At 40.0% G+C, this 25,745-nt stretch carries 28 protein-coding genes and 1 pseudogene; 22 read left to right on the plus strand and 7 right to left on the minus strand.

Going from position 1 to position 25,745, the window contains the following annotated elements; all coding sequences use genetic code 11:
* On the minus strand, positions 1-391 hold a 391-nt coding region (locus tag ACYQ21_RS04290), incomplete at its 3' end, for a transposase (protein ID WP_460055710.1).
* A gap of 494 nt (positions 392-885) precedes the next feature.
* Here ACYQ21_RS04290 and ACYQ21_RS04295 point away from each other — a divergent pair.
* From ACYQ21_RS04295 to ACYQ21_RS04315, 5 genes are all read left to right on the plus strand, one after another.
* Positions 886-1,761, plus strand: a complete 876-nt coding sequence (locus ACYQ21_RS04295) for a hypothetical protein (protein WP_460055593.1) — start codon at positions 886-888, stop codon at positions 1,759-1,761.
* 1 nt (position 1,762) lies between these two features.
* On the plus strand, positions 1,763-2,410 hold the full coding sequence (locus tag ACYQ21_RS04300) for an ABC transporter ATP-binding protein (RefSeq protein WP_460055596.1): 648 nt from the start codon (positions 1,763-1,765) through the stop codon (positions 2,408-2,410).
* Positions 2,411-2,516: 106 nt separating this feature from the next.
* Positions 2,517-3,173: a cell division ATP-binding protein FtsE gene (locus tag ACYQ21_RS04305; RefSeq protein WP_460055599.1), complete on the plus strand. Its 657-nt coding sequence runs from the start codon at positions 2,517-2,519 to the stop codon at positions 3,171-3,173.
* A 1-nt stretch (position 3,174) separates the two neighbouring features.
* Positions 3,175-3,792, plus strand: a complete 618-nt coding sequence (locus tag ACYQ21_RS04310) for a hypothetical protein (protein WP_460055602.1) — start codon at positions 3,175-3,177, stop codon at positions 3,790-3,792.
* Between the two features lie 63 nt (positions 3,793-3,855).
* A complete protein-coding gene (locus tag ACYQ21_RS04315; RefSeq protein ID WP_460055605.1) occupies positions 3,856-5,259 on the plus strand; it encodes a glutamate decarboxylase in 1,404 nt (467 codons plus the stop codon).
* Positions 5,260-5,318: 59 nt separating this feature from the next.
* Here the strand turns inward: ACYQ21_RS04315 and ACYQ21_RS04320 are convergent, their stop codons facing one another.
* Complete coding sequence (locus ACYQ21_RS04320; protein ID WP_460055608.1) at positions 5,319-5,624, minus strand: DUF1827 family protein; 306 nt, start codon at positions 5,622-5,624, stop codon at positions 5,319-5,321.
* Between the two features lie 91 nt (positions 5,625-5,715).
* On the opposite strand from ACYQ21_RS04320, the gene coaE reads away from it, so the two are divergent.
* The 6 genes from coaE to ACYQ21_RS04350 all read left to right on the plus strand — a co-directional run bounded on the left by coaE (position 5,716) and on the right by ACYQ21_RS04350 (position 13,939).
* The gene (gene coaE / locus ACYQ21_RS04325; RefSeq protein ID WP_460055611.1) at positions 5,716-6,294 is read left to right on the plus strand and encodes a dephospho-CoA kinase; all 579 of its coding nucleotides are present in this window, start codon (positions 5,716-5,718) and stop codon (positions 6,292-6,294) included.
* A 142-nt stretch (positions 6,295-6,436) separates the two neighbouring features.
* Positions 6,437-7,642, plus strand: coding sequence for a multidrug efflux MFS transporter (locus ACYQ21_RS04330; protein ID WP_460055712.1), 1,206 nt, complete (start codon positions 6,437-6,439; stop codon positions 7,640-7,642).
* Complete coding sequence (gene rpmG / locus ACYQ21_RS04335) at positions 7,632-7,778, plus strand: 50S ribosomal protein L33 (protein ID WP_460055614.1); 147 nt, start codon at positions 7,632-7,634, stop codon at positions 7,776-7,778. The genes ACYQ21_RS04330 and rpmG overlap by 11 nt, the downstream gene beginning before the upstream one ends.
* A gap of 291 nt (positions 7,779-8,069) precedes the next feature.
* Entirely contained in the window at positions 8,070-9,329 is a 1,260-nt protein-coding gene (locus tag ACYQ21_RS04340; protein WP_460055617.1) for an FtsW/RodA/SpoVE family cell cycle protein, read from the plus strand.
* 105 nt (positions 9,330-9,434) lie between these two features.
* On the plus strand, positions 9,435-12,848 hold the full coding sequence (locus ACYQ21_RS04345; RefSeq protein WP_460055620.1) for a pyruvate carboxylase: 3,414 nt from the start codon (positions 9,435-9,437) through the stop codon (positions 12,846-12,848).
* A gap of 209 nt (positions 12,849-13,057) precedes the next feature.
* The gene (locus ACYQ21_RS04350) at positions 13,058-13,939 is read left to right on the plus strand and encodes a class II fructose-bisphosphate aldolase (protein ID WP_460055623.1); all 882 of its coding nucleotides are present in this window, start codon (positions 13,058-13,060) and stop codon (positions 13,937-13,939) included.
* Positions 13,940-14,076: 137 nt separating this feature from the next.
* On the opposite strand, the gene ACYQ21_RS04355 is transcribed toward ACYQ21_RS04350, so the two are convergent.
* Positions 14,077-14,367 carry a GNAT family N-acetyltransferase gene (locus ACYQ21_RS04355; protein ID WP_460055713.1) on the minus strand — a complete coding sequence of 97 codons (291 nt, stop codon included), beginning with the start codon at positions 14,365-14,367 and terminating at the stop codon, positions 14,077-14,079.
* A 39-nt stretch (positions 14,368-14,406) separates the two neighbouring features.
* A pseudogene (locus ACYQ21_RS04360) lies at positions 14,407-14,664 on the minus strand ((4Fe-4S)-binding protein); the annotation flags it as partial.
* Between the two features lie 174 nt (positions 14,665-14,838).
* On the opposite strand from ACYQ21_RS04360, the gene ACYQ21_RS04365 reads away from it, so the two are divergent.
* A complete protein-coding gene (locus tag ACYQ21_RS04365; RefSeq protein ID WP_003137598.1) occupies positions 14,839-14,958 on the plus strand; it encodes a DUF4044 domain-containing protein in 120 nt (39 codons plus the stop codon).
* Between the two features lie 49 nt (positions 14,959-15,007).
* Here ACYQ21_RS04365 and ACYQ21_RS04370 read toward each other — a convergent pair whose 3' ends face one another.
* From ACYQ21_RS04370 to yycF, 3 genes are all read right to left on the minus strand, one after another.
* Positions 15,008-15,814 carry an MBL fold metallo-hydrolase gene (locus tag ACYQ21_RS04370; RefSeq protein WP_460055627.1) on the minus strand — a complete coding sequence of 269 codons (807 nt, stop codon included), beginning with the start codon at positions 15,812-15,814 and terminating at the stop codon, positions 15,008-15,010.
* A gap of 88 nt (positions 15,815-15,902) precedes the next feature.
* Entirely contained in the window at positions 15,903-17,345 is a 1,443-nt protein-coding gene (locus tag ACYQ21_RS04375) for an ATP-binding protein (protein WP_460055629.1), read from the minus strand.
* Positions 17,335-18,042, minus strand: coding sequence for a response regulator YycF (gene yycF / locus ACYQ21_RS04380; protein WP_460055632.1), 708 nt, complete (start codon positions 18,040-18,042; stop codon positions 17,335-17,337). The genes ACYQ21_RS04375 and yycF overlap by 11 nt, the downstream gene beginning before the upstream one ends.
* 235 nt (positions 18,043-18,277) lie before the next feature.
* On the opposite strand from yycF, the gene ACYQ21_RS04385 reads away from it, so the two are divergent.
* The 10 genes from ACYQ21_RS04385 to rsmI all read left to right on the plus strand — a co-directional run bounded on the left by ACYQ21_RS04385 (position 18,278) and on the right by rsmI (position 25,646).
* Positions 18,278-19,018 (plus strand): amino acid ABC transporter ATP-binding protein, encoded by a 741-nt coding sequence (locus ACYQ21_RS04385; protein WP_460055635.1) that lies wholly within the window; start codon positions 18,278-18,280, stop codon positions 19,016-19,018.
* Positions 19,019-19,081: 63 nt separating this feature from the next.
* Complete coding sequence (locus ACYQ21_RS04390; protein WP_460055637.1) at positions 19,082-19,888, plus strand: transporter substrate-binding domain-containing protein; 807 nt, start codon at positions 19,082-19,084, stop codon at positions 19,886-19,888.
* Positions 19,889-19,971: 83 nt separating this feature from the next.
* Positions 19,972-20,655, plus strand: coding sequence for an amino acid ABC transporter permease (locus ACYQ21_RS04395; protein ID WP_460055640.1), 684 nt, complete (start codon positions 19,972-19,974; stop codon positions 20,653-20,655).
* A gap of 18 nt (positions 20,656-20,673) precedes the next feature.
* Positions 20,674-21,342: an amino acid ABC transporter permease gene (locus tag ACYQ21_RS04400; RefSeq protein WP_460055642.1), complete on the plus strand. Its 669-nt coding sequence runs from the start codon at positions 20,674-20,676 to the stop codon at positions 21,340-21,342.
* Positions 21,343-21,374: 32 nt separating this feature from the next.
* Positions 21,375-22,106 (plus strand): CBS domain-containing protein, encoded by a 732-nt coding sequence (locus tag ACYQ21_RS04405; RefSeq protein ID WP_460055644.1) that lies wholly within the window; start codon positions 21,375-21,377, stop codon positions 22,104-22,106.
* A gap of 13 nt (positions 22,107-22,119) precedes the next feature.
* On the plus strand, positions 22,120-22,767 hold the full coding sequence (gene tmk, locus ACYQ21_RS04410; protein ID WP_460055646.1) for a dTMP kinase: 648 nt from the start codon (positions 22,120-22,122) through the stop codon (positions 22,765-22,767).
* Entirely contained in the window at positions 22,754-23,629 is an 876-nt protein-coding gene (locus tag ACYQ21_RS04415; RefSeq protein ID WP_460055649.1) for a DNA polymerase III subunit delta', read from the plus strand. Before tmk ends, ACYQ21_RS04415 begins: the two co-directional genes overlap by 14 nt.
* 48 nt (positions 23,630-23,677) lie before the next feature.
* Entirely contained in the window at positions 23,678-24,448 is a 771-nt protein-coding gene (gene ricT, locus ACYQ21_RS04420) for a regulatory iron-sulfur-containing complex subunit RicT (protein ID WP_460055651.1), read from the plus strand.
* A complete protein-coding gene (locus ACYQ21_RS04425) occupies positions 24,448-24,786 on the plus strand; it encodes an initiation control protein YabA (RefSeq protein ID WP_460055654.1) in 339 nt (112 codons plus the stop codon). The genes ricT and ACYQ21_RS04425 overlap by 1 nt, the downstream gene beginning before the upstream one ends.
* Positions 24,783-25,646 (plus strand): 16S rRNA (cytidine(1402)-2'-O)-methyltransferase, encoded by an 864-nt coding sequence (gene rsmI, locus ACYQ21_RS04430; RefSeq protein WP_460055657.1) that lies wholly within the window; start codon positions 24,783-24,785, stop codon positions 25,644-25,646. The genes ACYQ21_RS04425 and rsmI overlap by 4 nt, the downstream gene beginning before the upstream one ends.
* Positions 25,647-25,745 lie beyond the last annotated feature (99 nt).

The raw sequence follows: 25,745 nt of genomic DNA on the forward strand, positions 1-25,745 counted from the left end.
GATTGATTTGAAGTCGTCGGTTGTTGTCACTTTTAGCCCGAGTACATAAATGACGAACTGGACAGCCTTGACAATCTTCACATTCATAGATTTTCAAATCTCGTGTCAATCCATATTTATCTGTTCGATGGCTCTCATATCGATAAGTCGCTTTCTGATGATTCGGGCAGATGAAGTAATCTTGTTCAGAATCATAAAACCAACTCGCTGTTTTAAAGGGATCTTTTCTAAATTTTCGTTTTTGTTCCTTTTCATAGGCATTATAGGTAATCAGAGGTGTGCGTTGATATTTATTTAAAACGGTTTGATAATTCTCTTCCCCACCATAGCCTGCATCCCTGTTATTTCTGTTATGAAAGTTGATCCGATTAAAATCATTCGTTCTAATAATTAATTTTTAGGTAACAAATGACATTGAAATAAGTAATGAAAAGTTATAGAAAATCTCGGTGGAAGCGAGATTTTTTGAGTAGGCAATTTAAATCAATGAAAATAAATAAAACAAAATGGTCGCTTGTTCTTGTCAATATTTATACAGTCTTATTATTAGGGATGTTTTTGTCTTCTAAAGTCCAAAGTAATAGTCAAATTTTTATCCTATTTATTTTATTGGTGAATATGATGATTTTTATCCTTACAATCATATCGGATATCAAGATACTTAGGATTCACTATCTTGTAGGAAAGTCTAGGTGTCGAATGATACGAGAGAATCTGATGCTTGACTTTTCTTCTCAGTTAATCGTTTTTGGCTTATTTTGCCTTGCATCATACTAAGTTTACGGGACATGTGAACGCTAACATTATGATTGGTTTATTTTTAATGGTGATTGGTTTAGGAGTGTTAAAAGCATTAGCTTTTTATTTATTGATATGGAACTTAATATGAAAAGATTGAATATTATTTTATTAAGGAAACGATTTATCTTGTTTGCGCTAGTTTGTATCACGACCTTTATGATGAATCTTTTTCTTTGGAATGAAACAACGCGGCTCATCAGAGCGATACCTGAATTGAATGTATTGCAGGCAAAAAGTACGGAAGAGGTTTATGAAATTGACTACATGCCGAAAACTGCAGTGGACGGTAGAGTTATAGATTATTCAGAAAATGAAAAAAAGATTATTTCTGACTTTTTAATCACTTGTTTTTTTGAGTCAGAAAATCACCCGATGCTTTGTAGTGGTATCCAAGATTATACAGATAGTCAGTCTAAAGCATTAATTCCTGTAAAAAAGGAAGACTTAAAGAATATGATTGAAAGTAGTCAAGTGGATTCAAGTTTTTGGCGAGAGCTTGCAGTGACACATATGACATCTTCACAAGCCACAGTTCTCAGAAAAAATGCCGAAAAATTAAATCTAAAAATAGGTTTTGTTTCTCTGAAAGAACGCTTTAAATCTAGCTTTAATTATTATGTAGGTAACTTTGTTTTTGGGATGATAGTATCAGTGATTTTTCTATCTTTTAGCGTGTTATTGATATATTTGACGATTTCCTCAAGTCTTAAAATATTGAAACAAGATATTAGGCTATTTCGTATCATTGGTGTATCTAATAAAAAAATAATAGCTAATTTTAGTACAATGTTTTTTGTCTTGATTATTGTAACAGCGCTATTGTTTTTGGTATTTATACATACTTTAGGTGTTGGTGTCATACCTGCTGATTATTTATATCTCTTTTTACTCAATTTGACTCTGATTCTTTTTGGCAGAAAGACAATAAAAAAGAAAGTTTGGTGGGCGTTAGATGCTTAAAATGACAAGAATTACCAAGAAATATAAAGATAAGTTGATTTTTAAACAAGCTGATTTTACAGCCCGGAAAGGAGAGATTATCTTACTAATGGGAAAATCAGGAAGTGGTAAATCGACATTACTTGATATGATAGCGGGAGTCAAGCGATATGACGAAGGCAATTATTTTTATAATGACCATGAAATTTTCCCTAAAAATGATGAGGAGATGAGCCGGTTTAGAAATCACTATATTGGCTATATCTTACAAGATTTTGCACTAGTAGATGAGTATACAACACTCGAAAATATTATCTTGCCAACTTTATATAATGATAAAAGAGATAAGGATTTTGCAATAGACAAGGCTAGGAAATTGGCTCAAAAGTTTGAAGTAGCAGATGTTTTAGGCACAAAAGTTAAAAATATCTCTGGTGGTCAAAAACAACGTGTTGCCATTTCTAGGAGTCTTATTTTAGAGCCACCTATTATCTTAGCAGATGAACCAACGACTAACCTAGATGTAGAAAATTTTGAACTTGTTATGGCGGTTTTCCAGAAATTGAAGAAAGAAGATAAAATTTTGATTATCGTTAGTCACGATGAACGCTTAAAAAAGATAGCAGACAAAATTTATAGAATTGAGAATTATAAATTAATAGGACAATGATAAAAAAATCCGCATCTAGCAGGATTTTTTGTGTCTACTAATAAATTTGCTTCATTTTTGTTATAATTGTTACTATACTGAGAAGCAGATGTAGAAAGGGTAGAGCATGATAAAATTCAAGCAAGTCAATTTGACCCATCAAGAAGATAAGATTTTAAATGATATATCGCTTCAAATCCAATCAGGTGCCTTTGTTTATTTGACTGGAAAAAATGGTGCTGGCAAATCTAGCTTGCTGAAGCTATTGCATGGTGAGCTAGCGTTTTCTGGTGAGTTTATTTTTCAAAATCAAAATGTTCAGTTTGATGATCCAGATTATCGCCGACAGTTTCAGCGACAGGTCAAGTATGTATCGCAAAAATTAAGTTTTGATAGTGATAAAACGGTGTTTGAAAATCTAGCAATTTACGATCATTTTAAGGGTTTACCTGAAGGATTAATCGCTGAAAAAGTTGAGAAATTATTGACAGAATTTGCCTTGTTACCTCTTTATCGACATTATCCAGATGAGCTTTCTGGTGGTGAGCGGTCACGGTTGGCATTGGCGATGGCATTGACGACTGAGCCACAGGTCTTACTTTTGGATGAACCAACTGCAAATCTTGATCCCAAAATGAGTGAACAAGTTTTGAGTTTCCTTGAGCTGCTTAATGCGCAAGGCTTAACGATTGTTTTAGTGACACATGATAGGCAGCTATTAGAGAAATTTCCGCATCGGTGTTTAGAATTATGTGAGGGCAACCTGTGTGAACTATCTCTTTAAAATGGCTTTTCGATATATGAGCCGTCATTTTAGGCAACTTCTATCAAATAATTTACCGATGTTCATCACGATGATTTTTTTGAATGGTTTGATGTCGATGATTTTTCTTTTCCCGAAAATTTTTCAACAGCTGACGACTCTTCAAGAAACGGAAATGAAGCGGGAACCTTTTTCGCAAGGTATTAAATCAATTGGGATGTTACATTTTTTTAATGGTGTTCTCCTCATCGTGTGTCTCATTCTTATTTTGTTTGCGCTGTTTTTTCTAATAAGCCATACAGCCATCTCTGTGAAACAATTTGTGGGGCTTGAAAAAGAGACCTTACAAACACGCTATCAGCTTGTTATAGATGAAAAGTATGTCTTTAAAGAATTTTTCCTGAGTCGTTTCTTTATTCTAATACTTGGTGCACCGATAAATTATGTCATATCGATTTTATTGCAACAGATGATTGTAACCAAAGTAATGGCGTTTTATGAGATGGATCATCTGAAACTGATAGAAGTTTGGTTCATTCCGCTTCTAACAGCTGGTGTTTTCGTGCTTTATCTGGATTACTTGATGCGAAAATATGCCAAAAAACTCTATCAGAACACTGTTATATCAAAGGAGTTCTAAGCAAGCTGAAGACGCTTTTTGTGTTAAAATAAAAGTAAGATATAACGAAGATGGAGGTAATATATGCTATACGGCAAAAACGATCAATCCAAGCAATCAGTTTATCTACGACCAATATATGGGTCAAGTGAATCAGAACATGATATTCCTAAGTACAAATTAGGCGCAGATCCGATAGAACCGCGTATTGCTTATCAACTGATTAAAGATGAGCTTTTAGATGAAGGAGCAGCACGACAAAATTTAGCGACTTTTTGTCAGACCTATATGGAACCAGAGGCAAGCCTTCTGATGGGGGAAATGCTAGAGAAAAATGCTATTGACAAGAGTGAATACCCTCGGACAGCAGAGCTTGAAAATCGCTGTGTGAATATGATTGCCAATCTCTGGCATGCACCCAATCAAGAAACCTATATGGGGACATCAACCGTAGGCAGCTCCGAAGCCTGTATGCTAGGTGGTATGGCCATGAAATTCCGTTGGCGAGCGCGGGCAAAAGCAGCAGGTATTGATATCTTAGGGCAGCGACCGAATCTAGTGATTTCATCCGGTTATCAGGTCTGCTGGGAGAAATTCGCCGTTTATTTCGATATTGAGCTGCGAGAAGTGCCAATGACGGCTGACAATATGAGCCTCGATATTTCTGACATTACCAGCTATTTTGATGACTACACGATTGGCATCGTGGGCATTCTGGGCATTACTTATACCGGCTGCTACGACGATATCGCAGGCCTAGATGCCGTACTAAACAACTACAATAAAACCGCAAAAATCAGTATCCCGATTCATGTTGATGCCGCATCTGGTGGTATGTACACGCCGTTTATGGCGCCGGAACTCAAGTGGGATTTCCAGCTTGATAATGTCGTTTCGATCAATACGTCTGGCCACAAGTACGGCCTTGTTTATCCGGGCATCGGTTGGGTACTTTGGCGCGATAAAGCTTATCTGCCAGAGGAATTGATTTTCAGCGTGTCTTACTTGGGAGGCAATATGCCGACTATGGCGATTAACTTTTCTCGGAGTGCCAGTCCGATTATCGGTCAGTTCTATAATTTCATGCGATTTGGCTTCAATGGTTATAAGGAAATTCATCAACGGACGCATGATGTTGCGAGATTTTTAGCTCAGACAGTTGAAGCGACTGGTCGCTTCACCCTTTACAATGCAGGTGAGCAGTTACCGATTGTTTGTTATAAGCTAAAAGATGAGGACAAACAAGAATGGACACTGTATGAATTAGCTGATATCCTGCAAATGAAAGGCTGGCAAGTCCCAGCTTATCCACTGCCGTCTGATTTATCAGATACGGTGATTCAACGCTACGTTGTCCGTGCTGATTTGAGTATGAATATGGCTGAAGAATTTGCGGAAGATTTAAAATGGGCCATTGCTAAATTAGACGACTCACGATTTTTACGAGAAAAAACTAATGATACGGGTGTGCAAGGCTTTACACACTAAAACGAGTCAGGCAACAAAATTTTAAGCAAAATAAAAAGCTACCAAGATTAGCAGACTTTTTATTTTGTGATGATTGGATAAGAAATCTCCATCAGTCTCGGCTCACTAATGATTGAAATCTGATCGTGATCAATAATGGATTGATCCAACCGTTTTTTGAGGAAAAACTTTTGAATATCTTCACGCTCATCAGGTCGAATCGCACGGTGTTTATTCGTTATAATAATTTCATAGTGCCCCGCTGCTCTCGTAAAAATAACAGTCGTGTTACCGGCAGAGTAAACCTCAACTGTCAAGGCATCGGTGTTTCTAAGTTGCTCTCGGACAAGATCTGGGTAGTTATTAGTGACATTGATGATTTTCATAGCTTTCCTCCATATTGTTCTTTAAGTCTATTATAGCACTTTTAGTTTGAAAATTTAAAATCTAGGAATAGAAAAATGTTATAATGGTAACATGAAAAAAGTAATCGGGATAACAGGTGGCATTGCTACCGGTAAGTCTGTTGTCACCTCCTATTTGCGGGCGCAAGGTTATGAGGTCATTGATGCAGATGCTGTTGTAAGAGAGTTACAGGAAGTAGATGGAGCCTTGTATAACGCCATTCGAGATACATTTGGACAAGCTTATTTTCTGGAAAATGGTGCTTTGGATCGGGCGCAGTTTGGTGCTTTGATATTCTCTGATTCAGTCGCACGTGACAAACTATCAGCAGTGCAGGATGGACTTATTCGCACAGAACTTTTCAGACGGTGTGAGCTCAGTCAATCAGAACTCATTTTTATGGACATTCCACTCTTATTTGAACGAAACTATACAGGATTTGATGAAACTTGGCTTATCTATGCCCCCCAAGATATCCAAGTCAAACGTCTTATAAAACGCAACGGTTTATCTCAATCAGAGGCCATGTTACGCATCAAAGCACAAATGCCTATTGATGAGAAACGCAGCTTGGCGACCCGAATTATCGAAAATTGTGATACAATAGAAGTACTAGAAAATCGATTAGCAAGTTTAATAAGCGAGATTTAGCGGGTACTGTCGCATGATGGTGTTCGTTTTTTCGGTGTCTGAGCTCTGAGTAGCTTATTGTTTTAAGGCTGAGCTACTCAGATTATACTTTGATTTGATGTATCAATAGGATTGACATCAATTCTAGAAGGAAGTGATGATTATAAACATCAATTGGAAACGCAATCTATTGATTGCATGGCTAGGAACATTTTTCACAGCAGCTAGTATTTCTCTTGTCATGCCATTTATGGCCTTATATGTTGAAAAATTAGGGGGAAGAGGTAGTGCAGTTGAAATATTTGCAGGTCTTTCAGTAGCAGTAAGTGCTTTGGCGAGTGGCCTCGTTGCACCATTATGGGGACGGTTGGCTGACCAACGTGGTCGCCGAGTGATGATGATACGGGCTTCTGTTGTGATGACTTTTACCATGGGAGCTTTAGCGTTTGTCCCCAATGTTTGGTGGCTCTTGATTATGCGCTTGTTGAATGGCTTATTTGCAGGTTATATTCCAAATTCAACTGCCTTGATTGCCAGTCAAGTTCCCCGAGAAAAGAGCGGCTATGCACTAGGAACTCTATCGACAGGGATGGTTGCGGGCGCTTTAATAGGTCCTTCCATCGGTGGCTTTTTCGCCCAAGCAGTTGGCATGGAAAATGTTTTCTTGATTACAGGTGCTGTATTATTACTAGTGACTTTGCTGACTATCTTTTTTGTCAAGGAAGATTTTACACCTGTTGAAAAACATGAGTTGTTACCGACCAAAGAAGTCTTTGCGCGCGTGAGCAACCGCCAGATTTTACTTGGCCTATTCATCACAAGTTTTATCTTGCAGTTGACGGTGCAATCTATCGCGCCCATTCTAACGCTCTATATTCGAGAACTTAGTGGTCACTCGGGCAACCTGATGACAATTTCAGGTTTCATCGTGTCAGCAGTTGGTCTATCAGCCATGATGTCATCTGGATTTCTAGGTAAAATCGGTGATAAAATCGGAAGTCATCGCTTGATTATCATTGGTTTGGTTTATAGCTTTCTGATTTACCTGCCTATGGCATTTGTTAAAACCCCCTTGCAACTGGGGCTTTTGCGTTTCATGCTAGGATTTGGATCAGGAGCTTTGATGCCATCGGTCAATTCATTGTTGTCAAAAATCACGCCACCAGAAGGTATTTCACGGATTTTTAGTTTTAACCAAATGTTTACAAACTTTGGGCAAGTGGCAGGTCCGCTTTTAGGGAGTGCCATTGCAGGCTATATCAGCTATCGTGCCGTTTTTTTGACGACGAGTTGTTTTGTCTTATTTAACCTCATCTGGTCGCTCTTTAATTTCAGAAAATTTCTAGGGGTGAGAAACATTGCGAATTAAAATCAACCTCAAATGTACCAAGTGTGGTCAGCAGAACTACATCTCATCCAAAAATAAGGCGACACATCCAGATAAAGTACAGGTTTTAAAGTATTGCCCGAAAGATCGTAAAGTAATCATGCACATTGAAACTTGACCGATGCGAAAGAGGAATATCGAAAATGAGCTTGAAAGAGATGTAAACCGAACATTGATAGGAAGTTGTTAGAAAATTTCAACACCTTTCTTTTTTTTATTTTAAAAAATGATATAATGTAACTTAATCACTATAAATAATCGTCTCTCCTATATTTAAGTGTGAGTTGAAAAGAGGAGAGACCTCAGCCAGTAGCGATGACCAAGTGCTGCCTAGCAGTTGTCTATGATGATGACTAACTAGCACCTAATTAAAGGAAAATAGTTGCATCACAACTGCAACGATATGACAATGAAAGAACTCAAAAAAAGACACTTTTTAAATTACTCGATACTTATCCCCTATTTAATTTTATCGGTGCTAGGCTTGATTATGGTCTTCTCAGCCACCGTTCCCCATCAGATAGAGCTTGGTTTACCACCTTATCAACTTTTCCGAAATCAGACCATTTTCTTTGCTTTTTCTTTAATCATGATTGTGATTATTTATCGTATCAAGGTTGATAAGCTGAGGAGCCGTGGTTGGTTTGGAATATTGATTCCAGTCATGCTTGTCTTGTTGTTTATTGCTAGATTTCTAGTGCCAACGGTAAATGGGGCACATGGTTGGATTATTGTACCCGGAATTGGGAGTATTCAACCAGCGGAATATTTGAAGCTAGTTGCTGTCTGGTTTTTATCGGCTACTTTTGCTAGTAAGCAAGACAAGATTCGAACCCATGATGTGAATGCTCTTTTTGACCGAAATCAATTTTGGGTTAATTTCGTCAGTGGTTGGCGATTTTGGATGGTTGCCATGATTGGTGCAGTTGTCATCATGCCTGATATGGGGAATGCCTTGCTGATTATTATTAGTTCGGCGATTGTCCTTGCAGTCAGTGGGATATCTTATCGTTGGGGAACAGGTTTTTTGAAAATCTTTGGCTCTCTGACATTAGCCATTTTAGCCCTCCTTAAACTTACTGGTGGGAATGTCATTCCTAGTTTCTTTGGCTCAATTGCCTATGTCAATAAACGTTTTATCGCCTTTGCCAATCCCTTTCAAGATACGGGGGATTCAGGTCACCAATTGATTAATGGTTATTATGCCATTTCAAATGGTGGTTGGTTCGGGCGTGGCCTAGGAAATTCAATTGAGAAGAAAGGCTACTTACCGGAAGCACATACTGACTTTATCTTTGCGATTGTGATTGAGGAGCTGGGCTTGATTGGTGGGATTATCATACTAGGGATTCTATTCTTTCTGATTATGCGTATTTTTATAGTTGGGATTAAGGCTAAAGACCCCTTTAATAGCATGATGTCAATTGGTGTTGGTGGCATTCTATTTGCACAGGTTTTGGTCAATATTGGTGGCATTTCAGGCTTGATTCCGTCTACTGGTGTGACCTTTCCCTTCCTCAGTCAGGGAGGTAATTCTCTGCTGACCTTATCAGTCGGGATAGGGTTTGTCCTCAACATCTCTGCAGATGAAAAGCGGCGAGAATTAGCGGAAATGACGGCCAAATATGATTTTTCTGAATTATCCCAAACAACATTTTCTGATGTTTGAATCGACAAGCATCAAAATGAGGTATCACTGATGCGACCGCTTTTTTAGACCCCGCAGTCTTTAAAGATAACTTTTATTTCTGTAAAAAATTGAAAGGCTTGATATATGAAAAAACTACTAGTTGCTAACCGTGGCGAAATTGCTATCCGTGTCTTCCGTGCTTGTAGCGAGTTGGGCATCTCAACCGTAGCGATTTATGCCAAAGAAGACGAGTATTCTGTACACCGTTTTAAAGCCGATGAAGCCTACCAAGTCGGCGAGGGTAAGAAACCGATTGATGCCTATCTTGATAGTGATGATATCGTGCGGATTGCACTTGAATCTGGCGCTGAAGCGATTCACCCAGGGTATGGTTTGTTGTCAGAAAACATTGATTTTGCGCGTAAGGTTGAAGCAGCTGGTTTGATTTTTGTTGGGCCAACCTTGCATCATCTGGATATTTTTGGGGATAAAATCAAGGCCAAAGAAGCTTCTATCGCAGCTGGTGTTGGCTCTATTCCGGGGACTGATGGGCCAGTTGACTTGGAAGGTGCCCTTGAGTTTGGCCGTGCTTTTGGCTATCCAGTCATGATTAAAGCTGCCCTTGGTGGTGGCGGTCGTGGGATGCGTGTTGCGCATAGTGAGGCCGAGGCGCGTGACGGTTATGCCCGCGCCGCCTCAGAAGCCAAATCAGCTTTTGGTTCTGATGAAATTTATGTCGAAAAATATATTACTAATCCGAAACATATCGAAGTTCAAATTCTAGGCGATGCCCATGGCAATGTCGTGCATTTATACGAGCGTGACTGTTCTGTTCAACGTCGGAATCAAAAGGTTATCGAAGTCGCACCAAGCGTTGGTATGGCTGATGAATTGCGCCAACGTATTTGTGATGCAGCAGTTAAACTCTGCAAACATGTCGGATATGTCAATGCCGGAACTGTTGAGTTTTTGGTGAAGGACAACGAATTTTATTTCATTGAAGTCAATCCACGTGTTCAGGTTGAGCACACGATTACAGAGGTTGTCACAGGCATCGACATCGTACAAGCTCAGATTTTAATCTCTGAGGGTGCTGACCTTCATCAAGATGTCAAGATTCCTGAGCAGGATGAAATCCCATTATTAGGCTCGGCCATCCAATGTCGAATTACAACAGAAGACCCTGAAAATAATTTCTTACCTGATACAGGTAAAATTGACACTTATCGTTCGCCGGGTGGTTTTGGTGTTCGTCTTGATGTCGGCAATGCTTATTCTGGTTATGAAGTAACGCCTTACTTTGACAGTTTGCTCGTTAAGGTCATCACCAATGCGACTGATTTCACAGAAGCCATCCGTAAGATGGATCGTTGTCTTCGTGAATTCCGTATACGTGGAGTCAAAACCAATATTCCTTTCTTGCGAAATGTCCTTAATCACTCGGAATTTGTGTCGGGAGATGCCAAGACAACCTTTATCGACAGTACACCGGAGCTTTTTAACTTCCCGCGTTTGCGAGATCGTGGTAATAAAACGATGAGATATATTGCCAATATCACAGTCAATGGTTTTCCTGGTATTGACCAAAAGACTAAGCCTTATTTCGATGAAACACGCTATCCTAAAGTGAAAAAAATCGACACGTTGACGACTAAGCATATCCTAGATACGCAAGGTGCTGAAGCAGTTGTGAATTATGTCAAATCTCGTAATGAAGTGCTGTTGACGGATACCACTTTCCGAGATGCCCATCAAAGTCTTTTGGCAACTCGTGTGCGCTTGCAAGATATGAAACAAGTCGCATCAGCAGTGGACCAAGGCTTACCAAATCTCTTTTCTGCTGAGATGTGGGGTGGGGCAACCTTTGACGTGGCTTATCGTTTTCTGAATGAAAGTCCTTGGTATCGCTTGCGTGAATTACGTAAATTAATGCCAAGTACCATGTTCCAAATGCTCTTTCGTGGGTCAAATGCGGTCGGCTACCAAAATTATCCGGATAATGTCATTCAGGAGTTTATCAAGGTTGCTGCGCAAGAAGGGATGGATGTTTTCCGTGTCTTTGATTCGCTTAACTGGCTGCCTCAGATGGAGAAATCAATTCAGGCTGTTCGTGACACTGGTAAAATTGTTGAAGCGACCATGTGTTATACGGGCGATATTTTAGACAATAATCGTCAAAAATATGATATCAAATATTATAAAGATTTAGCTAAAGAACTTGAGGCAACGGGTGCGCATATTTTAGCTATTAAAGATATGGCGGGGATTCTGAAACCGCAAGCGGCTTACCGTTTGATTTCAGAATTGAAAGAAACGGTTGATATGCCGCTCCACTTGCATACGCATGATACTTCTGGCAATGGGATTATTACTTGTTCTGCGGCGGTAACGGCAGGTGTTGATATCGTTGATGTGGCGACTTCTGCTATGTCATCAGGAACCAGTCAACCAAGTATGTCATCGCTTTATTACGCTTTGGAAAATGGTAAGCGGGCGCCTGAATTGGATATTGATAATGCGACACAAATCAATCATTATTGGGAAGATGTTCGTAAATTCTATGCGCCATTTGAAAAAGGTCTGACAAGCCCACAAACTGAAGTTTACTCGCATGAAATGCCGGGCGGGCAATACACCAATCTCCAATCACAAGCAACGGCTGTTGGTTTGGGTATGCGCTTTGATGAAGTGAAAGCCATGTATCACACAGTGAATATGATGTTTGGGGACATCATCAAAGTGACACCATCTTCTAAAGTTGTCGGTGATATGGCACTCTTCATGGTGCAAAATGACCTCACGGAAGAAGATATCTATGAAAAAGGGGATACGCTCAGTTTCCCTGAGTCAGTCATTAGTTTCTTCGCAGGCGATTTAGGTCAACCTGTAGGCGGTTTCCCAGAGAAATTACAGAAAATTATTCTGAAGGATAAACCCTCTATCACAGGTCGTCCTGGTTTACACGCAGCACCGATTAATTTCGACGATGTCGTTTCAGAATTGACTGGGAAATTAGGCTATAAGCCAGGTCAACATGAAGTCTTGAGTTATATCCTTTATCCACAAGTCTTTCTTGATTACCAAAAAATGCAAAATGAATTTGGTAGTGTGACCTTGCTTGATACACCAACCTTCTTTAATGGCATGCGTGAGGGAGAGAAGATTTCGGTGCAAATCGAAAAAGGTAAGGTTTTGCTGATTCATTTGGATAGCATCTCCGATCCTGATTGCGATGGCAATAGAACACTTTTCTTTAATCTCAACGGACAACGCCGTGAGGTGATTGTTAAAGATACCTCAATTAAATCGACAGCGATTGTCAAAGAGAAAGCAGAGCCGTCTAATCCGCACCATATCGGAGCAACCATGCCCGGATCAGTCGTGACAGTTCTTGTCAAACCTGATGAGCAAGTTGTTAAAGGTCAACCACTCATGGTTACAGAAGCCATGAAAATGGAAACAACGATTGAAGCACCATTTGATGGTGAGATTAAGAGAATTTATGCGAAGGCAGCAGAAGCAATTGGCACACAAGATTTATTGATCGAAATGAAATAAATGAATGAATTGTTAAAAACTTACGAGTCCGATTTTGAAAGGAGGCGTAAGTTTTTTGTTTAGGTAAATATATTGTAAACTTAACTGTAATTTTCAGGAAATAAGGGATGGAAATTGAATATCAGAAAATAAATCTATCAAAAGCTAGAATAATCCTTCACAAAGTGGTATAATTAATTCGTTAAATAAATTTTGGAGGAACTTAAGAAATGGCAATCGTTTCAGCAGAAAAATTCGTTGCAGCAGCTCGTGAAAATGGCTACGCAATCGGTGGATTCAATACAAACAACTTGGAGTGGACACAAGCTATCTTGCGTGCAGCAGAAGCTAAAAAAGCGCCAGTGCTTATCCAAACATCTATGGGTGCTGGTAAATACATGGGTGGCTACAAAACAGCTAAATACATCATTGAAAACCTTGTGGAATCAATGAACATCACTGTACCAGTTGCGATTCACCTTGACCATGGTCATTATGAAGATGCTAAAGAGGTTATCGAAGTTGGTTACACATCATTGATGTTTGATGGGTCTCACTTGCCAATCGCTGAAAACCTTGAAAAAACGAAAGAAATCGTTGCGCTTGCTCATGCTAAAGGTATCTCAGTCGAAGCTGAAGTTGGGACTATCGGTGGTGAAGAAGACGGTATCATCGGTTCTGGTGAATTAGCACCAATCGAAGATGCAGTTGAAATGGTTAAAACAGGTATTGACTTCCTTGCAGCTGGTATCGGTAACATCCATGGTCCTTACCCAGCTAACTGGACTGGTCTTGACTTGGATCACCTTAAAAAATTGACTGACGCTGTTCCTGGTTTCCCAATCGTCCTTCACGGTGGTTCAGGTATTCCTGATGACCAAATCCGTGCAGCAATCAAAATGGGTGTTGCCAAAGTTAACGTGAACACTGAATCACAACAAGCCTTTGCAGCAGCAACTCGTCAATTTGCACGCGACTACGATGCTAACGAAGCTGATTACGAAGCTAAAAAATTGTTTGACCCACGTAAATTCCTTAAACCAGGTATTGACGCAGTTCAAGCAGCAGTTGAAGAACGTATCGACGTTTTCGGTTCTGCTAACAAAGCTTAATTCAATCAATAAATATAACAGAAAGGCTTACCTGACTGGTAGGTCTTTTTTTGATGAGTTTGCACAGTCATCAAGCCATCAAAAAAGCTCACTCTGAAAATTTCAAAGCAAGCATTAGTTATAGTAAAATATTTGAATCAAACATCCTGACGCCAAACATCGGCATAGTCAGGTTTTGCCTTAAATTCTTTTTGAGCAAAGGGGCAGATTGGGAAGATTTTTTTATCTTCACGGCGGGCTTTTTCGACAACTTTGGCGACAAGTTGTTCAGCTAAACCATTGCCACGGTATTCAGGATTAACACCGGTATGGACGACGATGAGGGTATCCTCAGCTTCCATAAAAGCAATTTCACCAGCCTGTTGCTGTGTATCTGCGTTGATCAAAACAATTTGTTCCCCTTGATCTTCGAATGTAAAGTTTGGCATGGCAGTTTCCCTTTCAACTTGCTTATCTTGGTCATGGTAGAGCCATTTTAAGGCCCCACTTGGGCAAGAATTAACAATAGAGATACATTGTTCAGCGGATTCAGCATTACCTGTGATAATCCAAGGTTTGCGCCCAACTTCAAAAACGTTTGAATCGCCACGAACACAATTACCCACGTGCGCACAAATATCTTTATTGTAGAAAACATCTAGGTCGTCAGAGTAATACTTCCGATAGCCGAGCGCTAATAAGTCTGACTCAGTGACTGTCTTTCCGTTGATTTTATTACCTTCCATAATCGCCTCTTTTTCTAGTATTATCTAAATACAGTCTCATATTAAAGTTTGCACAAAACAATGAATTGACGTTCATACTTTTTAATTTTAGCATAGACTTTGATAAGCTTATTATATCATTTATCGCTTAACTAAGTGCTTGAAAAACATCGCATTTTGCGGTAGAATTTGTGTATGGCTTATAAAAAACAACAAAAAACAACTTTTCAAAAAGTTGTCATGCTCATTGTCTGGTTGATGCTGATTTTAACTGTTTTTGCAGCAGTTGCAGCAGCGATTTCAGTCTTCATCTAATCTCATCTTTGGATGAGTTTTTTTATTTGGTATCAATAATCTTATAAAATTAAATATGGTACAGAGGACTTGCCTCAACATGACTTGTATCTAAAACTTGCACATCGTTTTTGGCATCAATGTCATGCTGCATCAAAGTATTCTCCATCGTCATATGCGCCAATTCTTTTAGATTATTTTCTTGACTACGGTGACCAAGCAAGATTTTCTTAGTTTGCTTGCCGATGACAGAGATAGCCGTACTTGCCCCGTCCTCATTGGACAAATGGCCGTGATCAGAAAGAATCCGTTGTTTTAACCGCCAAGGGTAGTTACCCATACGCAGAATTTCGACATCGTGATTAGATTCCATCAGGTAAGCATCAGCATTTTCGATTGTTCCCCGCATCCGATCACTTACATAGCCAGTATCTGTCAACATGACAAAGCTTTTGCCATCTTTCATAAATTTGTAAAATTGAGGTGCAGCAGCATCATGACTAACACCAAAACTTTCAATGTCAATATCACCAAATGTTAGCATTTTACCCATTTCAAAAATATGTTTTTGAGTCGTATCAATCTTGCCACAAGCATCACCAATGGCTTGCCAAGTTATCTCATTAGCATAGAGATCCATTTTATACTTGCGGGCAAGCACACCTAATCCTGCCACATGATCCTTATGCTCATGTGTCACAAGTAGGCTATCGACATCGCTTAAACTCCGGCCGATTTCGTTCATGAGGCCTTCGATTTTTTTACCGGAAAGTCCAGCATCAACTAAAATTTTACGTTCAGGCGTTTCGATATAAGTAACATTACCAGTAGAACCACTGGCTAATATACTGTATTTAAATCCATTTTCTTCTGTCAATTTTGTATCCTTGCTAAAAGTAGACTACCATGATTCTTGAGAACACGCGAATCATGGTAGTTTTTCTGTTTGTTTTGTATAAGACAGACTAGTCTGTCAGTCCAGTCCAATCGTCAACCTCTGAATCAGTCTCAGCCTCAAGTGGTGCATAAGGGAGAACGACAGTGAAAGTTGTACCGGTTTCACCGTCAGACTTTGCCCAAACGAAACCATCGTGCATCTTCACGATATCACGAACGATTGCAAGACCAAGTCCTGTACCGCCTTGTTCGCGGCTACGTGCTTTATCCACACGATAGAATCGGTCGAAAATTTTAGGGAGGTCTTTTTTAGGTATGCCAAGCCCTTCATCGCTAATGCGTAAGAGGACTTGCGTATTAGTCTGCTCCAAGCTGACAGTAATCTTACCACCAGCTGGGCTGTATTTGATAGCATTATTCATCAGATTATCGATGACTTGTCCCATTTTATCGGTATCAATTTCCATCCAAATTGGTTGTAGCGGGATTTGACGGACAATCTTAAATTGCTTTTCATTCTCGTCATTATTGCCGACAATTTGGTCAAAACGGTTGAGTTGATAGTGGAGAAAAGCAACGAAGTTAATAACCTCTTTTTCGAGGGCAATGGTATCAGAATCCATACGAGATAAGGTCACCAAATCACGAATCATTCGAATCATCCGATCTGTTTCTTTCAGCGAGACTTTAATGAAGCCTGGTGCAATGTCAGGATCGTTGATTGCTCCCTCGTCAAGTGCCTCTAGATAGGATTTGACGGAGGTCAGGGGAGTCCGCAATTCATGTGAAACGTTGGAAACAAACAAACGTCTTTCACGTTCATTTTTTTCTTGTTCTGTGACGTCATGTAAAACAGCAACGACCCCAGAAATAAACCCTGACTCTCGGCGGAAAAGAGCAAATTTAATACGTAGGGTCGTAAATTCGCCCATGGCGTTTTCGGAATCAAGGATGATTTCAGGCTCGGATTCTAGTAGATCTCGGAAAGTATAGTCAGCGGCAATATCCAAGGCATCAATAATTTTTCGAGAGAGGAGGTTTTTTTCTGAGACGTTGAGATATTCTAAGGCTGCCGTGTTAGCGAGGACGATTTTACCGCGACGGTCCGTGGCGATAACGCCGTCCGTCATGTAAGTTAGGATACCATTCAGTCGGGTGCTAGAGGACTCTAGTCTTTCTTGTGCGTGCTCCGTTTTTTCACCGAGGTTGACCACCTTGTCGTAGAGTTGGTTGATTTCGGTATGACCGGGAATTTGTTTTCTGACGGTGTATTTTTGCTCGGTAAAATCATCAATTTGATCTGAAATTTGATTTAAGCCGATAGAAATCCGTGTTGTAAACCAGACTAGTAACAGGAGGGAGCAGACGTAAAAAACACTAAACCGTGTAAAAGATGCCTCACGTGTCAGGAAACCATGGGCATTCCAAGCAAATAAAGCTGAAAAAAGCAGTAAATGTGAGATTACCGCTTTAAATAAAATGGTGCTTGTAAAAGGAAATTTATTTTTCATTCGGATTACTCAAATAATAACCAACGCCACGACGTGTCGCAACGTATTCAGGACGGCTCGGTGTGTCTTCAACCTTCTCACGTAACCGACGGATTGTCACATCGACCGTGCGAACATCGCCAAAATAATCATAGCCCCAGACCGTTTCTAGTAAGTGTTCACGCGTCATGACCTCACCAACGTGTTGGGCCAAATAGTGCAAAAGCTCGAACTCGCGGTGCGTCAGGTCAATATGCTTATCGTTTTTATAAGCCGCATATTTCTCTGGCGCAATAGTGATGTCACCAATTCGGATTTCTTTTTTATCAGCATTAGCGGATGTTGCCTCAGCCGTCAGATTAGAGCGACGCAAATTAGCTTTGACACGGGCTAACAGTTCGCGATTTGAAAAAGGCTTGGTAACATAGTCGTCCGCACCTAACTCTAACCCAATGACTTTATCAAATTCACTGTCTTTGGCAGAGACCATGATAATCGGTACTTCTGAAGATTTTCGAATTTCGCGTGCCACTTCAAGACCGTCTTTTTGGGGCAACATTAAATCTAGTAAAACGAGGTCGGGCTGTTCAGCAGCGAAAATCTCAAGTGCCTCCTCGCCATCAAAAGCAGTCAGTACTTCGTAGCCTTCTTTTGTCAGATTGAATTTGACAATATCTGAAATTGGCTTTTCGTCATCAACAACAAGAATTTTTTTCATATGTAATTTCTCCATTAATAGCTTTATTATAACGTTTTTTACGCATTTCAGCAATCAAAAGTGTCTATGTACGATTGCTTTTGGAAAATTTACGAATAGAATTGTTTGACAATTCAGAAATTAAGTGGTAAAATAGGCAGATGTTAGAACTTGTGACATATCATCTCGTTGTCAATTTTATAAAATTACATCGTATAACAAAAGACGACTAAAATATAGATATAAGGAGTCTCAAATGCCGCTTATAGCGTTTAAAAATGTCCAGAAATATTACGGCGATTATCATGCTCTGAAAGATATCAATTTAGAGATTGAAGAAGGTCAAGTTGTGGTATTATTAGGTCCTTCTGGTTCAGGTAAATCGACCTTAATTCGAACAATCAATGCTTTAGAAGGGATTGAATCTGGGGAACTTATGGTAAATGGTCACCCTGTTGATCATGCGACAAAAAAAGATCTCGTTGAACTTCGAAAAGAAGTCGGCATGGTTTTCCAACATTTCAATCTTTACCCTCATAAAACTGTGCTAGAAAATGTGACATTAGCGCCAACAAAAGTTCTCAAACGTGAATTGCGTGATGCGACTGTTACTGCTGAAAAATACTTGAAGTTTGTGAATATGTGGGATAAAAAAGATGCCTTTCCGGGTCAATTGTCAGGGGGGCAAAAGCAACGGGTTGCCATTGCACGTGGTTTAGCTATGAATCCTAAGCTTTTATTATTTGATGAGCCAACATCAGCACTCGACCCGGAAACAATTGGTGATGTTTTATCTGTCATGAAAGGTCTTGCTAAAGACGGCATGAACATGATTGTTGTCACGCATGAAATGGGCTTTGCACGTTCTGTTGCTGACCGTATTATCTTCATGGATGCAGGTGAAGTGTTAGAAGATACGACAGATGTTGCTGGCTTCTTTGACAATCCACAAGAGCCACGCGCCAAGCAGTTCCTGAGCAAAATTATTAATCATTAAACTTGTCTTTTTGCAAAGTCGTATTAGGCAAGTCGTTCAATTCAATAAAAAGGGAGAATCATGATGAAAAAATCAATTAAACTATTTGCGCTACTTGTAACCGTTTTTGTTGCAGTAATATTGGCAGCCTATGGTGCCTCAAAAGATGATAGCTCTAAGTCTGCGACGGATAGCATCAAAGCAAAGGGTAAGATTGTGATTGGTGTCAAACAAGATGTGCCTAACTTTGGTTATAAAGACCCTAAGACAAATCAATTTACAGGTGTTGAAATTGATTTAGCTGAAAAAATTGCTAAAGATCTTGGTGTAAAAGCAGAATTTGTGCCTGTAACTGCCCAAACACGTGGGCCATTGCTTGATAATAAGCAAGTTGATGCTGTCATTGGCACGTTTACGATTACGCCTGAGCGTCAAAAATCATATAACTTTACCACACCCTACTTTACAGATGAAGTTGGCTTTTTGGTGAACAAAGCATCAGACTTTAAATCAGTTGATGATTTAGATGGTAAGACGATTGGTGTCGCTCAATCTGCCTCTACCAAAGATGCCCTTGAAACATTGAGTAAAGAAAAAGGACTCTCTTTCAAATATTCTGAGTTGGCTGATTACCCAACTTTGAAAACAGCTTTAACATCAGGTCGTATTGATGCGTTCTCAGTTGATAAATCAATTTTGTCAGGCTACGTTGATGCTAAAACTGAAATTATGGGTGATGGCTTTGCCAGTCAAGAATACGGGATTGCAACTAAAAAATCAAACACTGAATTAGCAGACTATCTTGATAAGGAGGTTAAGACACTAAAAGCAAACGGTGAACTTAAAAAAATGACCGATAACTATGATTTGAAAGATGCAACCGCTAAGTAAGTGCTGCTAGAAGTATGACAGCATCGCAGGTTAGAACATTGAAAAAGCATGCTTAATGCTTTTTTATTAAAGAAAGGTGTTATATGAGTCCTTTTGCTTTAGAACGTTGGCAGGCATTCTTTGCTGATTTTGACCAATTCGCCAAGGGTTTTCTCTATACGTTGGAGATTTCCGTTGGTGCTTTACTACTCGCCATGATATTAGGCGTGATGTTCGGTTCGCTTTCTGCCACACGAAATAAGATTTTACGTGGCATCAGTCGAGTCTATGTCGAGGTGTATCAAAATACACCTTTACTGATTCAATTTGTTGTGGTCTATTATGGTTTTCCACTTCTAAATAAAGATTTAGTTATTTCCGCATTTTGGACAGCCATTATTTGTGTCGGTTTATATCATGGTGCCTATATCGGAGAGGTTATCCGCTCTGGTATCGAAGGCGTTCCCAAAGGTCAGACCGAGGCTGCAGAATCACAAGGTTTCACGTATGGTGATACCATGCGCCTGATTATTTTACCCCAAGCTATTCGGATGATTTATCCACCGCTGACCAACCAAGTGGTCAACTTGATTAAAAATACGTCAACGGTTGCGATTATCTCGGGTGCAGATTTGATGTTTACGGCCAAATCATGGTCGTCAATGAATGTTAACTATATTCCAGCCTTTGTTGGGGTTGGTGTACTTTATTTCGTGCTATGTTTCCCGCTTGCAACTCTAGCGCGTCGCATGGAAGAAAAAAATAAAAATGCCTATAGTGTCGGCTAGAAAGAGAGGAGATGACACATGAGTTTAGCACAAGAAGCGGCACAAGTTTTCACGGCGACCAATATTCGATTTCTCTTTCAAGGTTTAGGCTTGACACTTTTTATCGCCTTTATTTCTATCTTTCTGTCAACGATTTTGGGGACATTACTAGCAGTCATGCGTAATGGTAAAAATCCATTTTTCAAATTGCTTGCGAGTGTTTATATTGAGGTAGTCAGAAATGTCCCCAATCTGTTATGGATTTTTGTGGTTTTCTTGATTTTTCAAGTCAAGTCAGTGCCTGCAGGGATTATCTCCTTTACGGTCTTTACGACAGCTGCCCTTGCGGAGATTATCCGTGGTGGTCTGAACGGTGTGCCAGAAGGTCAAACTGAGGCTGGTAAGTCGCAAGGGTTATCAGATGCTCAGATTTTGATGTATATCGTGTTACCTCAAGCCATTCGTAAAATGTTGCCCGCCATTATTTCACAGTTTGTGACGGTCATTAAGGATACCTCGTTTTTATATTCAGTTATCGCTTTACAAGAGTTATTTGGTAATTCACAGATTCTCATGGGGCAGTACTTTCAAGTTGGACAAGTTTTCATGCTTTACGGCTTTGTTGCTGTCGTTTATTTCGCTATCAACTTTGCGATTTCACAATTATCACGCAAGCTCCAGAAATCTTGGGCGAATTCACTAGAATAATGTTAAAATAGAGCCGAGAGGTTCTTTTTTATATGACTGAAAAACAAATGCCACAGCAACTCGATCCGACACCGAACACTTTAAATGAACAATTTATAGCAATTTATAAAAAAATAGAGGCTTTTGCCAACAAAAAATTCAACAAAACGGGCAAATATATGCCCATGTCTCAGCTGACAGATGCTATCATGGCCTATATGCCCGGTGCACGTGAGTATGCCATGGACTTTGAGTTGTTTAATAATCTACGCAATATGATGCAACATAAGCTATCTGACAACTATTTTGTCATTCAGCCAGAAGTCTTGACGCTGATTCAGCATGTTTATGAGGTACTGACCAAACCGATGACAGTCGGTCATCTCTTTGCATCAGAGGTAATTTTTGTGTCGGAATTTGCTAATTTTGAGACCGTGATGGATTTGATTAAGCGCCACCATCATACCCAGTTTCCGGTCATTCGAAATGGTAAATTTGTCATGCGAAAAGTCATCACGGCCAATGCCCTAGTTCATGCATTAACAGTATCAAAAAAACCGTCAGTGTCAGACATGTTGGCTCAGTCACAAGTGATTGTGAGGTTTATCCCAGCATCAGCCTCAATTTTTGAGGCGGAAAAAATACTGCTTGACGAGATGAAACACGGTCAAAAATCAGTCGTTCTGCTGATTACCAAAGTAAGTGATGTCAAAAAAGCACGTCCAGCAGATGTCATTGGGTTAATCAATATCGCTGATTTGCCCCAAATTTTGGCAAAAAAATGATATAATTTAAACTATGACTAAAGGAATTTTGATTACGTTGGAAGGGCCTGAAGGCGCTGGAAAAACAACGATATTACATAAAATTTTACCGTTGCTAACACAAACGGGTGCTGCTATTTTAACGACGCGTGAACCGGGTGGTATTCGGATTGCAGAGAGTATTCGTGAGATAATTCTCGCACCTGAAAATACAGCGATTGACGGAAAAACAGAATTGCTCTTATTTGCAGCAGCACGCAGACAACATCTGAATGAAAAAGTGCGCCCCGCCTTAGCTGAAGGTAAAATCGTTATCATTGATCGGTTTATCGACTCGTCAGTTGCCTATCAAGGCTATGCGCGTGGGATTGATGTGACTGATGTTGAAGCGATTAATAACTTTGCGACGGACGGTTTATTGCCAGATTTGACGCTATATTTTGATGTTGACACAGAGATTGGTCTGTCGCGGGTGATGACAGGTGACCGTGAGGTCAACCGACTTGACTTGGAAGCGCAAGAGATGCACCAAAAAGTGCGTGCTGGTTATCAAGCCATTGCTAAAGTTAATTCTGAGCGCATTGTGACGATTGATGCATCGCAAGCGATTGACCAAGTTGTGGCAGCGACTTTATTGACTTTACAGTTGCGCTTCCCGGAGATTTTTGATGGCCATTTCTGAACTACAACCTGAACTTTTTGCGCAATTTTCTCAAGTCTTGCAGCATGACAAATTACATCATGCTTTCTTATTTTCGGGTGGCTTTGGTGCTATGGAAACGGCGATTTGGCTAGCCCAGTCGCGCTTTTGTCTGGCGCAAAAAGAGGGTTTGCCTTGTGGTCAGTGTCGGGAATGTCGCTTGGTTGCGGCCAATGACTTTACTGATTTGCATATCGTCAAGCCTGATGGTCAAACGATTAAGACACAGCAGATTCGGGATTTATTACTCACTTTTTCACAATCTGGTTTTGAGACAAATCGGCAGGTGGTGATTATAGATGAGGCTGAAAAGCTTCATGTCAATGCTGCCAATGCCTTACTCAAATCCATTGAGGAACCCGAGTCTGAAATTTACATCTTTCTTTTAACTGCATCTGAAAATATGGTGCTAGAGACCATTAAATCACGTGCCCAAGTCATTACCTTTCCAAGTCAATCTCAGTTCATTCAGAATTATTTGGAGCAACACGGGTCACTTAAGACGGATGCTCGTATCATCTCGGAGATTGTCACCTCCTTGACTGAAGCTGAGTCTTTGGCAGCGGACAAGGCGTTTTTGGAGAGTGTCAAGCAGCTGGAAAAATTCGCCAAGACTTTGGCTAGTAACGTCGATGAGGCCTTGCTACAAATCATACAGTTAGCATCCTTATTTAAGGACAAGAAAATGCAAGGTTTGGCTTTTAACATCCTTGCTATCTTATTTGTAAAAAATCGTCAATCTAAATGGGCACAAAATGTGTTTACAGCACAAAAATACTGGCGTGCCAATGTGAATTTTCAGGCCAGTTTAGAAAAAATCATTTTAGGCTATAAACTTAAATGAGTATAACGCAATCGTTAGCCATGCTGTGAGGCATTAAGAAAGAAAATTATGAATTACGAAATCAAATTTACCCACGGTGAGGACAACCTCTTTGTCTCAAGTAACAGTCATTATGCGATTGCTGACACTGTGGTGATTAAAACTGAAAAATATAAGATGCTAGGGCGTGTTGTGCGCGAAGTCTCAGCAGACTTAGCAAGCGAGGGGTACATCGTTTCTCGTGCCAATATCCTAGATTTTGAATTGGCTGATAAAGTTGCTCGAGAGTCGGATGCTGCTAAACTAACGGTTAAACGTTTGGTACAAGACCATGACCTTGATATGAAAGTCATTGAAGTCAAGTATACGCTTGACTACAAAAGATTGTATATCAGCTTTACAGCAGAACATCGGGTAGATTTTAGAGCGCTTTTAAAAGATTTGGCGAGCAATTTCAAAACACGGATTGAGCTGCGGCAAATTGGATCACGAGATGTCGCTAAAACATTTGGAGGTCTTGGCCCTTGTGGTCGTCCTCTTTGCTGTTCGGAATTTATGGGTGAATTCCCCAACGTTAGCATTAAGATGGCTAAAAATCAGGCTTTATCACTAAATCAGAATAAGTTAAATGGCCTATGTGGTCGTTTAATGTGTTGCTTGAGTTATGAAGATGATTTTTATCGTCAGGCGCGCAAAAATTTCCCAGATTTTGGCGATACTGTCAAAACGATTGACGGTCAGGCTCGGGTAATCGGTCTGAATATTTTATCCAATACAGTCAAGGTTCGATTGGATAACCATGTTCAGGATTATGATATTTCAGAAATTGAGGTAATTTGATGACAGATAAAATGTCTTTCTTTGAGCATCTATCTGAGCTTGAAGAAGGTTTGGTCGCAACACTTACACAAGTCAGTGATATTAAAAGTAACTATCAAAAATTATTGACAGAGAATACCAGTCTACGCTTGGAAAATGCGCGCTTGCGCGATCGTTTGACTGAATTTTCAGAGCCGCATAGTTCAGAAAACAAGAACGAAAAATTGACTAAAAAAGTGCCGATGTCAAATTTGCAGGAAATTTACGAAGATGGCTTTCATGTCTGTCGCGATTTCTACGGTCAGCGTTTGGAGCCGGGTGAGACATGTCTGTATTGCGCGGAGATTTTGTATCGATGATGAATTTTCAGCAGAGTTTTAAGGGCGCAAAGTCGGCAGGGACGCTGTATTTAGTGCCGACACCTATCGGCAATTTGGACGATATGACCTTTCGGGCGGTCAAAGTTTTGCAAACGGTGGATTTGATTGCTTCGGAAGACACACGAAACACGCAGAAACTGCTCAATCACTTTGAGGTTGAGACACCACAAGAGAGTTTTCATGAGCATAATAGCGGTCTGAAACTCTCGAAAATGGTGCAATTTTTAGCATCGGGTAAAGCCATTGCTCAGGTTTCGGATGCGGGGTTACCGTCTATTTCTGATCCGGGACATGATTTAGTTTTAGCTTGTATCGCTGAAGGTATTGATGTTGTTGCCTTACCGGGTGCAAGTGCGGGGATTACTGGCCTGATTGCCTCTGGTATTGCGCCGCAACCACATATTTTTTACGGTTTTTTACCACGTAAAAAGTCAGAACAAGTTGCTTTTTTAACTGAAAAAATGGCTTATCCAGAAAGTCAGATTTTTTATGAGTCACCTCACCGAGTGGCTGCAACGCTGACTAATCTATTGGCTGTTTACGGTGATCGTGAGGTGGCTTTTGTGCGAGAACTAACTAAACTTTTTGAAGAATATCGCCGTGGTCGAATTTCTGAAGTTTTGGCTTCGTTAGAGACGCATCCGATTAAGGGTGAATGTTTGATTATTGTCAGTGGGGCTGATGCTGTCAAACAGGATGAGACTTCTGATTTGACAGATTTAGAAGCTGTTGAGGCCTTGATTCAGGCAGGTGAAAAGCCCAATGCAGCCATTAAAAAGGTCGCGAAAACACGAGGTTTAGTCCGTCAGGAACTCTACCAAAGTTATCATGACTTATAAAAAGAAATGATCAGAAATGGTCATTTCTTTTTTTTAAGTCGCCATATAGTTTTTAAAAGGGGGTAATCACACTTTTTATGATAAAATTGGGGTTAAGAA

The sequence above is a fragment of the Pseudolactococcus yaeyamensis genome (genome assembly GCF_054658615.1).

Bases quoted from the DNA above. Each gene is read 5' to 3' on its own strand.
- ricT (WP_460055651.1), top strand. From the start codon at position 23,678: ATGAATTACGAAATCAAATTTACCCACGGTGAGGACAACCTCTTTGTC.
- ACYQ21_RS04425 (WP_460055654.1), top strand. From the start codon at position 24,448: ATGACAGATAAAATGTCTTTCTTTGAGCATCTATCTGAGCTTGAAGAA.
- yycF (WP_460055632.1), bottom strand. From the start codon at position 18,042: ATGAAAAAAATTCTTGTTGTTGATGACGAAAAGCCAATTTCAGATATT.
- ACYQ21_RS04320 (WP_460055608.1), bottom strand. From the start codon at position 5,624: ATGAAAATCATCAATGTCACTAATAACTACCCAGATCTTGTCCGAGAG.
- ACYQ21_RS04405 (WP_460055644.1), top strand. From the start codon at position 21,375: ATGACTGAAAAACAAATGCCACAGCAACTCGATCCGACACCGAACACT.
- tmk (WP_460055646.1), top strand. From the start codon at position 22,120: ATGACTAAAGGAATTTTGATTACGTTGGAAGGGCCTGAAGGCGCTGGA.
- ACYQ21_RS04300 (WP_460055596.1), top strand. From the start codon at position 1,763: ATGACAAGAATTACCAAGAAATATAAAGATAAGTTGATTTTTAAACAA.
- ACYQ21_RS04295 (WP_460055593.1), top strand. From the start codon at position 886: ATGAAAAGATTGAATATTATTTTATTAAGGAAACGATTTATCTTGTTT.
- ACYQ21_RS04395 (WP_460055640.1), top strand. From the start codon at position 19,972: ATGAGTCCTTTTGCTTTAGAACGTTGGCAGGCATTCTTTGCTGATTTT.
- ACYQ21_RS04365 (WP_003137598.1), top strand. From the start codon at position 14,839: ATGGCTTATAAAAAACAACAAAAAACAACTTTTCAAAAAGTTGTCATG.
- ACYQ21_RS04315 (WP_460055605.1), top strand. From the start codon at position 3,856: ATGCTATACGGCAAAAACGATCAATCCAAGCAATCAGTTTATCTACGA.
- ACYQ21_RS04415 (WP_460055649.1), top strand. From the start codon at position 22,754: ATGGCCATTTCTGAACTACAACCTGAACTTTTTGCGCAATTTTCTCAA.
- ACYQ21_RS04355 (WP_460055713.1), bottom strand. From the start codon at position 14,367: ATGCCAAACTTTACATTCGAAGATCAAGGGGAACAAATTGTTTTGATC.
- ACYQ21_RS04305 (WP_460055599.1), top strand. From the start codon at position 2,517: ATGATAAAATTCAAGCAAGTCAATTTGACCCATCAAGAAGATAAGATT.
- ACYQ21_RS04400 (WP_460055642.1), top strand. From the start codon at position 20,674: ATGAGTTTAGCACAAGAAGCGGCACAAGTTTTCACGGCGACCAATATT.
- ACYQ21_RS04350 (WP_460055623.1), top strand. From the start codon at position 13,058: ATGGCAATCGTTTCAGCAGAAAAATTCGTTGCAGCAGCTCGTGAAAAT.
- ACYQ21_RS04375 (WP_460055629.1), bottom strand. From the start codon at position 17,345: ATGAAAAATAAATTTCCTTTTACAAGCACCATTTTATTTAAAGCGGTA.
- ACYQ21_RS04310 (WP_460055602.1), top strand. From the start codon at position 3,175: ATGGCTTTTCGATATATGAGCCGTCATTTTAGGCAACTTCTATCAAAT.
- ACYQ21_RS04345 (WP_460055620.1), top strand. From the start codon at position 9,435: ATGAAAAAACTACTAGTTGCTAACCGTGGCGAAATTGCTATCCGTGTC.
- ACYQ21_RS04390 (WP_460055637.1), top strand. From the start codon at position 19,082: ATGAAAAAATCAATTAAACTATTTGCGCTACTTGTAACCGTTTTTGTT.
- ACYQ21_RS04385 (WP_460055635.1), top strand. From the start codon at position 18,278: ATGCCGCTTATAGCGTTTAAAAATGTCCAGAAATATTACGGCGATTAT.
- ACYQ21_RS04340 (WP_460055617.1), top strand. From the start codon at position 8,070: ATGAAAGAACTCAAAAAAAGACACTTTTTAAATTACTCGATACTTATC.
- rsmI (WP_460055657.1), top strand. From the start codon at position 24,783: ATGATGAATTTTCAGCAGAGTTTTAAGGGCGCAAAGTCGGCAGGGACG.
- coaE (WP_460055611.1), top strand. From the start codon at position 5,716: ATGAAAAAAGTAATCGGGATAACAGGTGGCATTGCTACCGGTAAGTCT.